The following is a 13543-nucleotide window of genomic DNA, read 5'->3' as shown; positions in this document are numbered from 1 at the left end:
GTGATCGTCACCACCGTGAGCCGACGAGCGAGCGACGCCGCCCGGTGAGCAGCCAAGCGTGCGATTGTCATCGCCTCTGTTCGGACCTCTCTTCAGGGGTTGATGGTGTAGTCGCCCAGTTGGCGGCCCCACACATACTCCACGGCAACCGGTGAACCGACCTCGAAGTGGTTGTACGGGGCCACGCTGGCGCCGGTGTCCATGACGAGCAAGGGAGCGGGCCACAGTTCGCGGGTAATCGACTGCCAGCATCCCGGTCGCCCGCCGGGCCCGCCCCGGGCGTTGGTGCGCGGCAGGTTCTCGGGGTAGGTGTACGGGTTGGGCGCTCCCGCGATCGAGCCCGACGAGTGGGCGCCCAGCGCGTACCCGTTGTCGCCGAGTGCGACGTGGATCTTGGGTGCGACCTGGTTGAAATTGCGTATGGTGCAAAAGATCTCGGGGCTGTACTCGTCCAGCAGCTGGGCGCTGGGAACCAGATCGGCCGCACCGCGTGCCAGATAGGGTCCACCCCGGCCGAACACGTCGGCGCCGCTGTTGCCCAAGCCGGCCGCCGCCAGCAACGCCGCATCCAGATCTCCAAGCTGGCGGTCGAGTGTTCGCGCGGTGGTTATCGCATGCTCGAGCGCATTCCACAAGTCCGGCGCGGCGTCGGCGTAGGTGTCGCCCAGCGCCGCCAGCCGCGCAATGTCGAAGTGGAGCATCGGCATCCGAGGGTTCACGTCGTCGAGGATCGCGTTGCCGTTGAGCAACGATGTGCCGAATTTTTCGCCCAGCCCGGCCAGCGCCTGTGCCGTCGCGGACAGCGTCAGGTTCACCTTGACGGGATCGATTTTCTGGGTGATCGAGGTCAGCGTCTCGAAGACGGTGTTGAACTCGGTCGTGACTGTCGTCGCGTCGATTACCATCGAAGGTGTAATCGATTGTGGCGCGGGGTTTTTCGGTGTGCTCAGCGCAACGTATTTGTTGCCGAACACCGTGCTCGCCTTCACTTCGGCCACCACGTTGGCCGGAATCATGTTGACGTACTTAGGAGTCACGTCCAGCACCACCTTGGCGGCCGGCTTGCCGCCTCGGGTGATCTCCGAAATACCGGCCACCCGGCCGATCTCGACGCCGTTGTAAGTGACCTTGGAGCCAGGAGCCATCACCAGGCCCGCGCGGGCGACCACCATCGTCAACGTGGTTTTCGGGGTGAGGTCTCCGCGAAACTGCGAGTACAGGACCAACCCGATAAGCCCCATGACCACGATCGTCACGAGGCCGACGGTTTTATACGGTGGCCCGCGGCGCGGATCCATGGTTCTGAGACCCTAAGGCATGGCCGCCCGCGATACTGCCGATCCGGCCAAGACACGTCAGGTCCTGATGACCGTCGCGGACTGGCTGCGCGACCAAACCTTCCCGCCACCCGATCGCGCCACCCTGGCGACCGCTGTCCGGCTTACCGCGCGCACCCTGGGCGCACTGGCGCCCGGCGCCAGCGTCGAGGTCCGGATCCCGCCGTTCGTGGCGGTGCAGTGCGTGGCCGGGCCAAAACACACCCGCGGCACACCGCCCAACGTCGTCGAGACCGATCCGCGGACCTGGCTGCTGCTGGCCACCGGGATGTTGACGCTCGCCGACGCAAAAGCGAACGGATTGTTAACGCTCTCGGGCTCGCGCGCGGGTGAAATTGACCACTGGTTGCCCTTGTTCGATGTGAGCTGAATATAACTCTGAACTGCAGGTTTAGGGTGACACGCCGAGAACTTTCGTGCTCAACACGCCCAACAGATTCGTCCGCTGGGCTTACGTGCCCGTAAACTCCGAGGCGTCACTACCCCTCGCTAGGGAGCCGCCCACCGTGACCGTCGCTGGATCAGATGTATCCGATCAGGACCTGAACTCGCCCCGCGAAGAGTGCGGTGTATTCGGGGTATGGGCCCCGGGCGAGGAAGTCGCCAAACTCACCTACTACGGCCTCTACGCGCTGCAGCATCGCGGTCAGGAAGCCGCCGGCATCGCCGTCGCCGATGGATCTCAGGTATTGGTCTTCAAAGATCTCGGCCTGGTCAGTCAGGTGTTCGATGAGCAGACGCTGGCCGCCATGCCGGGCCACGTCGCGATCGGGCACTGCCGATACTCCACCACCGGCGACACCACCTGGGAAAACGCCCAGCCGGTGTTCCGCAACACCGCGGCCGGCACCGGGGTTGCGCTGGGGCACAACGGGAACCTGGTCAACACCGCTGAACTTGCCGGACAGGCCCGTGACGCCGGGCTGATCGCCAAGCGCGCCCCGGCCCCGGCGACGACCGACTCCGACATCCTGGGCGCGCTGCTCGCCCACGGTGCGGCCGACTCCACGCTGGAACAGTCTGCGCTGCAACTGTTGCCGACGGTGCGCGGCGCCTTTTGCCTGACGTTCATGGACGAGAACACGCTGTATGCGGCCCGCGATCCCCATGGGGTGCGGCCGCTGTCACTCGGACGCCTCGACCGCGGCTGGGTGGTGGCCTCCGAGACGGCCGCGCTCGACATCGTCGGCGCCTCATTCGTCCGCGACATCGAGCCGGGCGAACTGCTGGCCATCGACGCCGACGGCGTGCGCTCCACCCGCTTCGCCAACCCGACTCCCAAGGGCTGCGTCTTCGAATACGTCTACCTGGCCCGGCCGGACAGCACGATCGGCGGTCGATCCGTGCACGGCGCCCGCGTGGAGATCGGCCGCCGCTTGGCGCGCGAACGCCCGGTGGACGCCGACCTGGTGATCGGTGTGCCGGAATCGGGCACCCCGGCCGCGGTGGGATACGCGCAGGAGTCCGGCATTCCCTACGGCCAGGGCCTGATGAAGAACGCCTACGTCGGCCGGACCTTCATTCAGCCGTCCCAGACCATCCGTCAATTGGGCATCCGGCTGAAGCTCAACCCGCTCAAAGAGGTGATCCGCGGCAAGCGGCTCATCGTCGTCGACGACTCGATCGTGCGGGGCAACACTCAGCGTGCGTTGTTGCGCATGCTGCGCGAGGCCGGCGCCGTCGAGGTGCACGTGCGGATTGCCTCGCCTCCGGTGAAGTGGCCGTGCTTCTACGGCATCGACTTCCCGTCACCGGCCGAGTTGATCGCCAACGCCGTCGAGGACGAGGAAGAGATGCTCGAGGCGGTGCGGCACGCGATCGGCGCCGACACGCTGGGCTACATCTCGCTGCGCGGCATGATCGCCGCGACCGAGCAGCCGGCCTCCCGGCTGTGCACCGCCTGCTTCGACGGCAAGTACCCGATCGAGCTGCCCAGCGAGACAGCGCTGGGTAAGAACGTCATCGAGCACATGCTCGCCAACGCCGCCCGGGGCGCGGAGCTCGGCGATGTCGCGGCCGACGAGGTTCCCGTCAACCACTGACGGAAACCTTCAAAGACGTTTGATACCGGCGCGAAGCGCCTACCGGTAGCCTTTATCGCGATGACGGATCCCGGAAAAAGCCCCGGAGAAGAACCGGGCAGCCAGGGCATTACTTACGCATCGGCCGGGGTGGATATCGAAGCCGGTGACCGCGCGGTTGATCTGTTCAAGCCGCTGGCTGCGAAAGCCACCAGACCCGAGGTGCTCGGCGGGCTCGGCGGATTCGCCGGACTGTTTGCGCTGCGTGGCGACTACCGCGAGCCGGTACTGGCGGCCTCCAGCGACGGCGTCGGGACCAAGCTGGCGGTCGCGCAGGCGATGGACAAGCACGACACCGTCGGCCTCGACCTGGTAGCCATGGTCGTCGACGACCTCGTTGTCTGCGGCGCCGAGCCACTTTTCCTGCAGGACTACATCGCCGTGGGGCGCACGGTGCCCGAACGGGTGGCGGCCATCGTCGCGGGTATTGCCGAGGGATGCGTGCGCGCCGGGTGCGCGCTGCTGGGTGGCGAGACCGCTGAACACCCCGGGCTGATGGAACCCGACCACTACGACATCTCGGCCACCGGCGTCGGCGTGGTCGAAGCCGACGACATCCTGGGGCCCGATCGGGTCAAACCCGGCGACGTCATCATCGCGATGGGGTCCTCCGGCCTGCATTCCAACGGATACTCCCTGGCTCGCAGCGTCCTGCTGGAGATCGACCGGATGAATCTGGCCGGCTACGTCGAGGAGTTCGGCCGCACGCTGGGTGAAGAGTTGCTGGAGCCCACCCGGATCTACGCCAAGGACTGCCTGGCGCTGGCCGCCGAAACCCAGGTGCGCACGTTCTGTCATGTCACCGGTGGCGGGCTGGCGGGCAACCTGCAGCGCGTCATCCCGCACGGGTTGACCGCCGAGGTCGACCGTGGCACGTGGACGCCGGCGCCGGTGTTCGCGATGATCGCCCAGCGTGGCCGCATCGTCCGCGAGGAGATGGAGAAGACCTTCAACATGGGCGTCGGCATGATCGCCGTCGTCGCGCCCGAAGACACCGACCGCGCCCTGGCGATTTTGACCGCACGCCATCTGGACTGCTGGGTGTTGGGGACGATTTGCAAGGGCGGAAAAGATGGCCCGCGCGCGAAACTCGTGGGGCAGCACCCGAGATTTTAAGAGCCCGCGCCTAGCTGGGAACAACGCCTAGCTGGGAACAGCACTGTGCCGATGCACGCGGCATCGGCACGGAGCAGATTCTAGCGGCGCCAGTCGTCTTCGTAATCCGACGATTCGTCGGCGCCATCGAGGTGACCCGATTCGTCCCCACCGCTGCCCGCCAGCTCGCGCTGAAGCCGATCGAAGTCGGTCTGCGGGGAGCTGTACTTAAGTTCTCGAGCAACCTTGGTCTGCTTTGCCTTAGCCCGGCCGCGGCCCATGGGGGAACCCCCTCGCGCAATAACGGAGCGGCCTAACAAGTAGGCGGCTCCGATCTCTGGTGTCGTTATTGTCCTGCCAACAGCTTACCGTGCCGCGCGGATGAGCGTCGGTGCCCCCTGCCCGCCGTGTTGGACTTCAACGGACATTATCTCGTCCCGCCCCGCAACCGCTCGACGGCGAGCCGTCCCGCCCCGATCTGTTCGCTCGGCGGCAGCGTATCGGCGTCGATCACCGCCGCTACCGAGCCCTCCGGGCCGGTTGCCAGTTCGGTGTCGGCCGGTATCCCACGCTTGAGCAACGCCAGCGCGATCGGGCCCAGATCCGCGTGATCGACGACGGTGCCCAGCCGTCCCACCGCCCGCCCGCCCGCGAGCACCGCGTCGCCGGTCGACGGCCGGTCCACCGAGCCGTCGAGGTGCAACAACACCAGCATTCGGGGCGGTTTGCCCAGGTTGTGGACTCGGGCGACGGTTTCTTGGCCGCGATAGCAGCCCTTGTCCAAATGGACGGCCCCGTCACCCGGACCGCCGATCCAGCGCACCTCGTGCGGAATCGTGCGTTCGTCGGTGTCCACGCCGAGGCGGGGGCGCACGGCCGCGACCCGATGGGCCTCGTAGGCCCACACTCCGGCCGGGCGTACGCCGGCCTGCGCTAAACGGCTTTGCCAGTCGGCGGAATCGCTTCGCGGCACCAACAAGTCGAGTTCGATCTGGTCGGCGCCGGAGGCGGGCATCCGCCGCACGAAGCCGCCACCGGGTAGCGGGACCGCAGCCAGCTCGTCGGGCAGGGCGTCCAGGCCGAGCACCTCGAGCACCGCGCGGTCAACCAGCCGCGGGCCGATCAGCGACAACACCGCCAGGTCGGCGGCCGCGGGCGTGACGTCCGACCAGAACACCATCTTGCGCAGGTAGTTCAGCAGCGGCTCACCGCGCCAGGGTTCGGTGTCGAGGTAGCTGACGCCGCCGAGCTCGGTCTGCATCCAGTGGTCCTCCACCCGGCCCTGCCCGTCCAGGCTGAGGTTCTGCGTGCTGGCCCCGTCGTGCAGTTCGCTGACGTGTTGGGTCGAGATGTTGTGCAGCCAGCTCTGCCGGTCCGCGCCGGTCAGGGTGAGCACCGCGCGATGCGAGCGGTCCACCAGCACGGCTTCGGTTTCGGCCGCGCGCTGCTCGCTGAGCGGATCGCCGTAGTGCCAGATCGCGCCGGCGTCGGGCCCGGAATCGGGGGCGGGTACTGCCGTCATGTGCGCTGCTCCTCCTCATCGCTTCGTCCCCCGCAAGCGGGCGGAACCCCCACTGCATCGTCGCTAGCGCAGGTCACCCGTCAACTTTACGGATCGGCATGCTGGTCCAACGAGTGTGCGGCCAGCCGCACGCTGGGCGACGAGTGCGCGGCCGGCCGCACATTCGGCAGTGTCTGCGTGCTGTCGCCCGTTCGCGGCCGGCGTAATCACGCGACCCGATAGGCTCTTTCGGCATGGCAGCCCAGACGGGTGTGATCGTCACCCTCGACGGCGAGATACATCCGCCCGATACCCCTCTCTTGCACGCCGACGATCTCGCGGCCGTGCGCGGTGACGGTGCCTTCGAGACCCTGTTGGTCCGCGACGGCGGTGCCTGTCTCGTCGGGTCGCATTTGCAGCGACTGACTCAATCGGCCAAATTCATGGACCTGCCCGAGCCGGACCTTCCGAAGTGGCGGGCCGCGATCGACATCGCGACCCGGGAGTGGGTGGCGGGCTCGTCTGCCGAAGCCGCGTTGCGGTTGATCTACAGCCGGGGTCGTGAGAGTGGGTCCGAGCCCACCGCGTACGTGATGGTCAGCGCGGTCCCGGAAAGGGTTGCCGTGGTTCGCCATAATGGGCTGGCGGCGATCACGCTGGACCGAGGATTGCCCGCGACCGGTGTCGGCGAGATGCCCTGGCTGTTGGCTGGTGCGAAAACCCTGTCCTACGCGGTGAATATGGCCGCGTTGCGCCACGCCGCCCAGCGGGGCGCCGGCGACGTGATTTTCGTCAGCTCCGACGGCTACATCCTGGAAGGCCCGCGTTCGACGGTGGTGATCGCCACCGATTCCGATGCGGGCCCGGACCGCAATCTGTGCCTGCTGACGCCGCCGCCCTGGTATCCGATTCTGCGCGGCACCACCCAGCAGGCGTTGTTCGAGGTGGCGCGCAGTAAAGGCTACGACTGCGACTACCGGGCGCTACGGGTCGCGGATTTGCATGCTGCCCAAGGGGTCTGGTTGGTATCGAGCATGACCCTGGCCGCTCGCGTGCACACGCTCGACGGTCGTCCGCTGGGTCGATCGCCGATGACCGATGACTTTGCCCAGCTGGTCGACGCGGCGATCGTCAGTGATCGCTGAGCGCTGAATTGTGTTGTCGGCTCGCGTGGTGGCGGGTACGGTCGGCCGTACACAAGGAAGGAGGTGGTCCGCGAAATTGATAGCTTCATGGACATGTGAGGTGGCTACGCGCTAGCTGCATGGCTTCCGAAGAGCTAGCGATATACGCGCGCTGGCGAATTCCACGTAGCCACCCGGCCCCCGAGCTTCCCGGTCTGTCCAACCGGGAGCATGGCTCGGGGGCCGCTCCATGCTTGGGGCCTTTAGTCGTCCACCTTCTTGGCGATCTGCTCGGCGATCTTGCCGGCTTGGCCCGGCGCGGCATCCGGGCCGCACACATTCACCTCGATGACGTTGGCACCCTCCGCGTGCAGCACGTGGTGGCAGGTTTTGGCATTGTCCGAACGGGTGCGCTGCATCGCGATCCGGGGTACGGCCCCGTCGACTTGGGCGAATGTGTAATCGAAGCTCTTGCCATTGAGCTTCTCCGTCACCGTTTTTCCGGCGCAGGCCTTCCACTTTTCGGCGGATGCCGCGACGAACGCGCTCGCCTTCTCGGACGACGAGAATTCCGAGACGGCCTCGATGATCCGCAGCGGCGGGTCCTGTCCAGGCGAGTGCACGACCAGCGTGCTCGTGGCGGTGAATCCGCCGGCGTCCTGATAGACCGCCGCGATGGTGGGCTCGAAAGCGCCGGCGCACTCGGGATCGGACAGCGTGTACTTCGGGCTGCGTAGCCCACTGACTTTTTCGCCGGGCACCAACGTTGGGTCACCCACGATGGCGCCGACTTCCGGGGCGCCGATCAGGAAGGAATCCAGCTTCGCCGAGCCCGGATTGGGTGCCGAATTCGGCGCGGCCGGAGCCGAATTCGAGTTCGACGCCTGTGGAGCCGGCTTGGGCTTGCTGCTCTGCGTGGTCATCACCACGACGATCGCGATCGCGGCGATGACCGCGACCGCGGCACCGCCGATGATGAGCAGCCGCTTGTTCGACCCGCCGCCGCCGGCCGCGCCGCCGCTCACCGCGGTGGGGACGGTGACTGCGTTCGCGCCGCTGGGTGCTGTCGCGGGAGTCGGCGCAGCGGCGGCAGCCGGAGCCGCGGCCTTGGCGGCGCCTCCGGGCGAACCGTCCTTGGCCTCGATTTCGGCCAGCACGTTGTCGATTTCGCTGCGGGTGCGGTAGGTGACGTCGTGCCGCAGGCGCAGCATGCGCAACAGCTGCGCGATGTCGCCGCGGGCGCTGGGGTCGTCGCCGTCCTCGTCGAACCCGGAGCGCAGTTCGACCAACAGCTGGAGCTGTTGCTGCGGGCTCAGCTCTTTTTCGGCCAGGGTGTTCCCCAGCCGGGTGATGTAGCCGAACGGCACCGGGGGCTCTTCGGGCAGCGGGTCGGGCAACGGAACGGGCTTGCTGCGAAGCGCGTGCACGGCGGTGACCAACTGGATGCCGGCGTCCACCGTCGGTTCGCGGTAATCGATGATTTGCAATGCGGCAAGGGGATTCACGCGCATGCTGTCGACTTCACCGATCCGGACGGGAAGGATCGGACGGCCCAGCGCCTGGGCGTAGCGCAGCTCTGCCTGGCTCGGCTTGGATTGCAGCCAGTTGCTCGACAGCGCGACGATGAACACTTCACAATCGCGGATCTGCTCGAGGATCTTGGCCCACCACGAGTCGCCGCCGCCGAGCTCTTGGTCGAACCACACCTGGTTCTGTCCGCGGCGAAGGGCGGTGGTCAGGGCGTCGACCGTCGACCGATCTTGGCTCGAGTAGCTGATAAACAGCGCCATCGCACTCTCCTAGGGTGAAGCGGAGCTAACCAACTGGGGCGAAAGCCTGCCTGCGCGACCCGTACGCACATGCGCCGATACCGTATCAGTGTTGGGCCGCTTCAGGATGCGCAAATTTTCGGCGCAAATTGGACTCGGCAACGGGCGACTGTTCACCCCTCGCCACCGTCTGGGGCATGGGCTTCTTCGGGCGGTCGGTATGCGGCGTAGCGCCGGGCGAACTCGTCACCGGGCACCGGCCACTGCTCACCGCTGGCTCCGCGCACGACCCAATCGCCTTCGGTGGCATTCGTCGGCCCCTCCAGGGTGTTGATGGTCTCGCCCGGATACGCCGGGCGGGCTTGTACCCGCCCCTTGCGTTGCCACTGCCCGTCGCCCGCGGGCTCGTAGGTGTCCCGGAAAATGTCGTCACGCACCGACCAATGCTTGCCGTCCTCGGAGATCGCCCAGTCGCCCGCGCCGGCGCGCATCGTGTGTCCGGAGTCCGACGTCCATGTCCATGGCGCGCTTCGTTGTTCGGCGGTGACCGTCCCCACCCGGGTGAAGGACTGCCACAGCGGACGCGACCGGAAGCCCAGCTGCCGCAGGCTCCACAGCGTTCCCGCCAAACTGCGCACCGCGGCGTTGAGCAATTCCGGTTCGCTTTCCACCTCGGACCAGTCGACGAGCTTGTTGTGGATCTTGCGTGAGTCGTCGCGTGGGGAGCCGTATTTCCAGCCGTTGCGCCGGTAGTAGCGGCACCAGTCCTCGTGCTCTGCCTGGGCCATCCGCAGCGCGGAGTCGTGGTCGAAGCCCATTAGCGCAAGCTGTTCCAGCGGCGTCAACTCCGCCATCGCGCTGCCCGACAGCTGCTGTGGCGGGCTGCCCCAGGTGTTCCAGGTATGACCCGCGATCTGTTCGACCATCCACAACGCGTTGCGGACCTGGCGCCGGTTGGACCCGCGGTAGAACTCGTTGAGCTCGGCCCACGGCACCGATGCGGGTCCCCGCGTCCAGCTCGGATCGATCGTGGCGACATAGCGCTCGTGGATCAGCCGGGCCGCGCGCTCCCACGCGTCCTGAACCTGACCCTCCTGGGTGTCGAGCACCAGCGAGTAGGACTGCAGTCGGCCGACGACCTGGATCGAGTCGTCGGTGATGCTGGCGTTCAGGTCGGAAGCGTAGATGGGCATGTCGGGGAAGCGGGCGGCCAGTCGGGCCGCAGTTGTTCCGGCATGCGCGTCGACGAAGATGACCGCGCTGGTGGCAGGGTCGACATCGCCGATCAGCTTCAGCATGGTGGGTATGTTCGGGGCCTCGGCAATCGCGTCTATTGTCGGGCCCTCGGAGACGAATCCTGCTTGCTGGCGGTGGAACTCGTGATCACGCAGGTACTCTTCGGCGTCTCGTTCGACCAGGGTCAGCGCGGGCAACGTGACCGCGCCGGGCGGCGTGTAGAAGTCGCGCTCCAGTGCGCGCTGGGTCAGGTCCGCGCACAGTGCTAGTGTCAATTGTGAAGTGCCGCAGACGAATACGTGCTTGGTCCGCCCGGTCGCCAGAATGCTGTTGAGTAATCGGCCCGCGGTCACCTCGTATTTGCCGACCACGTCGGCCGCCCATCGGGTGTCCGACCCGCCGAACTGCTGGGCGCGCCACGCCTGGGCCAGCCAGGGATCGTCCATCCGCACGATCAACGGTAACCGCTGCTTGTGCGCGATTTCGGAGAGCCGGCGGCTGATCAGGTCGAGCCACAGCAGGTTGAGCGCCGGATCCGGCGCCATCAGGTAGAGCCGAGAAAGGCGGCGCCACAGCCGAAGTGACACCATGGTCGACGGGGTATTGAAGTCCACCAGCACCACCCGAGCGCCTTGGCGGCGGGCCTGCTGCACGCGGTCGTCGCTGGCGCCGGTGATGACGACCAGGGTGCTGCGCCGGTCCAAGGTGCGCGCGACGGCGCTGAGCATCGACTGGGTGTCACTATCGATACCGACGACCGCCGTGACGGATTCGGCCCAGTTGGCCCGTATCCGGTCCACCTGAGATCGGAAGACCCCGACCACGGCACCGCCCAATCCGGTGAAGATCGCCGACAGCGCGGCGATCCGGGCCAGTTCCAGGCCGACGGGCGTGGGGCTCGGGCAGGTCTTCCCGCCGACCGAGAAGTCCCCGGTGCCGCCCTTGACCAGACTCGCCGTCGCCATCAGGGGAGTGAAGAAGGCCGGATGGTTGGCATCGTGACATCCCCAGTACGAAGTCAGCCCGAGCAGCGCCGTCATCGGGACCAGGGCTGCAATCAGGGTGAACGAAACACCCACCACCCGGTGGCTACCCGAACGGAAATTCAGCACCGACGCCCAAATGAGCACGACGACAACGACGGCGAGCGTCGGCATCGATCCCGGCCGGCCGAACCACCCCAGCCAGGCTGGAAATGAGTCGTCGACCGACGGGCGCGCATCCAGCACGGCCAGGTAGGCGATGAACACCAGGCCGACCGCGGTTACGGCCCAACGCAAGATGGGCGAGGGTGCCCTCCTGGGACGCATCCGCCGATCTCCCTTCGCGCGGCCGCTCGGACGTCGAACAGTACACGCAAAAGATTGGGCGAAGGCAATGGTTTGGTGCGAGCGCGAATTAGCTAGTCGGGCAACAGCAGCGGGCCGCTAGCCGACGAATCGCGACAGCCGCGCCGACAGGTGCGGGACCAGTCCGCCGTCGGCGTCCACCCGCTCCTCCACGTAGGCGAGGTCGCCGCCTTCGACGATGCCGTAGAGGCGCTTGGCGCCGCCGACCAGAACACCCGATCGGCTGCGGGCCAGGGCGTCGGTCACCAGCTCCCACGACGACTGGTTGCGCGGTCGCCCATAGAAGAGTTCGACATAACCAGACGAGTGGGCCAGCAACAGCTCGATGGCCTGGGATTCGCTCAGGTCGTCGGGGTCGAAGACGAACCGCCAGAAGCCGGTCTCGCGCAGGCCGGGTTCCTGGTAGTTGCCGTCGGCGTCCAGGCGCCAGGATCTGGCTTCCCAATTCAGGTAGTCGCCGCCGTCGTGGGAGACCACGATCTGCTGCCCGAATCGGTAGTCGCCATCGGGTCCGCGGCCTTCGCCCTCGCCCCGCCAGACGCCGACCAGCGGCAACAAGGCCAGCAGCGCGTCGTTGAGGTTGGCGCCTTCACGCAGGTTCGCCGTGTCAGGCGGGACCGGCAGATCGTCGAAGGCGGGGATGTTGCGGGCCGCGGTCACCTTGGCGCGTTCGGCGGCGGCAGCCACCGCCCGGTCGCCGGAGCCTGCAGAACCGGCCGGTCCCTCAGGGTCCTCGTAAGTCACGACTCGTCGGTGATGAGTCGGTAGAGGGTGTACAACGCAAACCAGGAGATGACCACGACTGTCGCGACCAGCATGATCTCGAAGAACAGCACCACGCTGACGAGTCTATTCGCCTCGCGCCGTCAACCGCGCTCCCGGGGGATCCCCGTCGCGGCGTCGGCGGTCATGCGATCTTGACGTCCACCTCGTGGATACCGGCGCCCGACGGCGCGACGACAGCGTCGCCGTTGCCCGCCTTGGACAGCGCACGCAGCGTCCACGCTCCCGGTGCGGCGAAGAACCGGAAGTCGCCGGTGGCCGACGCGACGACCTCTGCCGTGAACTCGTCCGACGAGTCCAGCAGGCGAACAAAGGCGCCACCGACGGCCTGGCCGTCGCGGTCGACGACGCGGCCGGTGATCACGGTTTCCTTCTCCAGGTCGACGCTGGCCGGCAACGTCTGTCCTTGCCTAGGTGCAGAGCACATATCAGCTTCCCAACTCGATCGGGGCACCCACCAGGGAGCCGTATTCCGTCCAACTGCCGTCGTAGTTCTTGACGTTCTTATGCCCGAGTAATTCCTGCAGGACGAACCAGGTGTGCGACGAACGTTCCCCGATTCGGCAGTAGGCAATCGTTTCCTTGGTGCCGTCCAGGCCGGCATCGGCGTACAGCTTGGCCAACTCCTCGTCCGACTTGAAGGTCCCGTCCTCGTTAGCCGCGCGGCTCCACGGCACGTTGATCGCTCCCGGAATATGTCCGGGTCGCTGGCTTTGCTCCTGCGGCAGGTGCGCGGGCGCCAGGATCTTTCCGGAGAACTCGTCGGGGGAGCGCACGTCGACCAGGTTCTTGGTGTTGATGGCGGCGATGACCTCGTCCCGGAACGCCCGGATCGTGTTGTCCGGCGGCGCCGCGGTGTATGAGGTGGCCGGGCGGCTGACCGGGTCGGCGGTCAGCGGGCGTCCGTCGAGCTCCCACTTCTTGCGGCCGCCGTCGAGCAGCTTGACGTCGTTGTGGCCGTACAGCTTGAAGTACCAGTAGGCGTAGGCGGCGAACCAGTTGTTGTTGCCGCCGTAGAGCACCACGGTGTCGTCGTTGGCGATGCCGCGGTCGGACAGCAGTTTCGAGAACTGCTGGGCGTCGACGAAGTCGCGCTTGACCGGGTCCTGCAGGTCGGTGCGCCAGTCGAGCTTGATCGCACCGGCGATGTGGCCTCCGTCGTAGGCACTGGTGTCCTCGTCGACCTCGACGAACACGACGTTGGCCGTGTCGAGGTTTTTCTCAGCCCATTCGGCGGAGACCAGGACGTCAGAGCGTGCCATGGGGTG

12 protein-coding genes and 1 pseudogene are annotated in these 13543 nt (G+C 66.8%); 4 read left to right on the top strand and 9 right to left on the bottom strand.

Going from position 1 to position 13543, the window contains the following annotated elements; translation table 11 throughout:
* Positions 1–92: 92 nt before the first annotated feature.
* Entirely contained in the window at positions 93–1298 is a 1206-nt protein-coding gene (locus AAHS21_RS18200) for an MCE family protein (protein ID WP_342928995.1), read from the bottom strand.
* 19 nt (positions 1299–1317) lie between these two features.
* On the opposite strand from AAHS21_RS18200, the gene AAHS21_RS18195 reads away from it, so the two are divergent.
* From AAHS21_RS18195 to purM, 3 genes are all read left to right on the top strand, one after another.
* Complete coding sequence (locus AAHS21_RS18195) at positions 1318–1707, top strand: sterol carrier family protein (RefSeq protein WP_342928994.1); 390 nt, start codon at positions 1318–1320, stop codon at positions 1705–1707.
* A 136-nt stretch (positions 1708–1843) separates the two neighbouring features.
* Entirely contained in the window at positions 1844–3379 is a 1536-nt protein-coding gene (purF, locus tag AAHS21_RS18190; RefSeq protein ID WP_342928993.1) for an amidophosphoribosyltransferase, read from the top strand.
* Between the two features lie 60 nt (positions 3380–3439).
* Positions 3440–4534 (top strand): phosphoribosylformylglycinamidine cyclo-ligase, encoded by a 1095-nt coding sequence (purM, locus tag AAHS21_RS18185; protein ID WP_096290169.1) that lies wholly within the window; start codon positions 3440–3442, stop codon positions 4532–4534.
* 80 nt (positions 4535–4614) lie between these two features.
* Here purM and AAHS21_RS18180 read toward each other — a convergent pair whose 3' ends face one another.
* From AAHS21_RS18180 to AAHS21_RS18170, 3 genes and pseudogenes are all read right to left on the bottom strand, one after another.
* The gene (locus tag AAHS21_RS18180) at positions 4615–4794 is read right to left on the bottom strand and encodes a DUF3073 domain-containing protein (protein WP_096290168.1); all 180 of its coding nucleotides are present in this window, start codon (positions 4792–4794) and stop codon (positions 4615–4617) included.
* 146 nt (positions 4795–4940) lie between these two features.
* The gene (locus AAHS21_RS18175; RefSeq protein WP_342928992.1) at positions 4941–6035 is read right to left on the bottom strand and encodes a folate-binding protein YgfZ; all 1095 of its coding nucleotides are present in this window, start codon (positions 6033–6035) and stop codon (positions 4941–4943) included.
* Positions 6032–6103: pseudogene (locus AAHS21_RS18170) on the bottom strand (16S rRNA (guanine(966)-N(2))-methyltransferase RsmD); the annotation flags it as partial. The pseudogene AAHS21_RS18170 and the gene AAHS21_RS18175, both read right to left, overlap by 4 nt.
* Before the next feature lie 183 nt (positions 6104–6286).
* Between AAHS21_RS18170 and AAHS21_RS18165 the strand changes: the two are divergent.
* Positions 6287–7159: an aminodeoxychorismate lyase gene (locus tag AAHS21_RS18165; RefSeq protein ID WP_342929141.1), complete on the top strand. Its 873-nt coding sequence runs from the start codon at positions 6287–6289 to the stop codon at positions 7157–7159.
* Positions 7160–7401: 242 nt separating this feature from the next.
* Here the strand turns inward: AAHS21_RS18165 and AAHS21_RS18160 are convergent, their stop codons facing one another.
* The 5 genes from AAHS21_RS18160 to AAHS21_RS18140 all read right to left on the bottom strand — a co-directional run bounded on the left by AAHS21_RS18160 (position 7402) and on the right by AAHS21_RS18140 (position 13537).
* On the bottom strand, positions 7402–8928 hold the full coding sequence (locus AAHS21_RS18160) for a sensor domain-containing protein (RefSeq protein WP_342928991.1): 1527 nt from the start codon (positions 8926–8928) through the stop codon (positions 7402–7404).
* Positions 8929–9080: 152 nt separating this feature from the next.
* Positions 9081–11423, bottom strand: a complete 2343-nt coding sequence (locus AAHS21_RS18155) for a RyR domain-containing protein (protein WP_342928990.1) — start codon at positions 11421–11423, stop codon at positions 9081–9083.
* A 147-nt stretch (positions 11424–11570) separates the two neighbouring features.
* Entirely contained in the window at positions 11571–12236 is a 666-nt protein-coding gene (locus tag AAHS21_RS18150; RefSeq protein ID WP_342928989.1) for an FABP family protein, read from the bottom strand.
* A gap of 163 nt (positions 12237–12399) precedes the next feature.
* Positions 12400–12702: a DUF1416 domain-containing protein gene (locus tag AAHS21_RS18145; RefSeq protein WP_036471607.1), complete on the bottom strand. Its 303-nt coding sequence runs from the start codon at positions 12700–12702 to the stop codon at positions 12400–12402.
* A gap of 1 nt (position 12703) precedes the next feature.
* On the bottom strand, positions 12704–13537 hold the full coding sequence (locus AAHS21_RS18140; protein ID WP_342928988.1) for a sulfurtransferase: 834 nt from the start codon (positions 13535–13537) through the stop codon (positions 12704–12706).
* Between the last annotated feature and the right edge of the window lie 6 nt (positions 13538–13543).

It is taken from the genome of Mycobacterium sp. 050272, from assembly GCF_039023525.1.
Lineage (GTDB): Bacteria > Actinomycetota > Actinomycetes > Mycobacteriales > Mycobacteriaceae > Mycobacterium.
The sequence above is the reverse complement of the archived record's forward strand: the minus strand, read 5'-3'. Positions and strand labels throughout refer to the sequence as shown.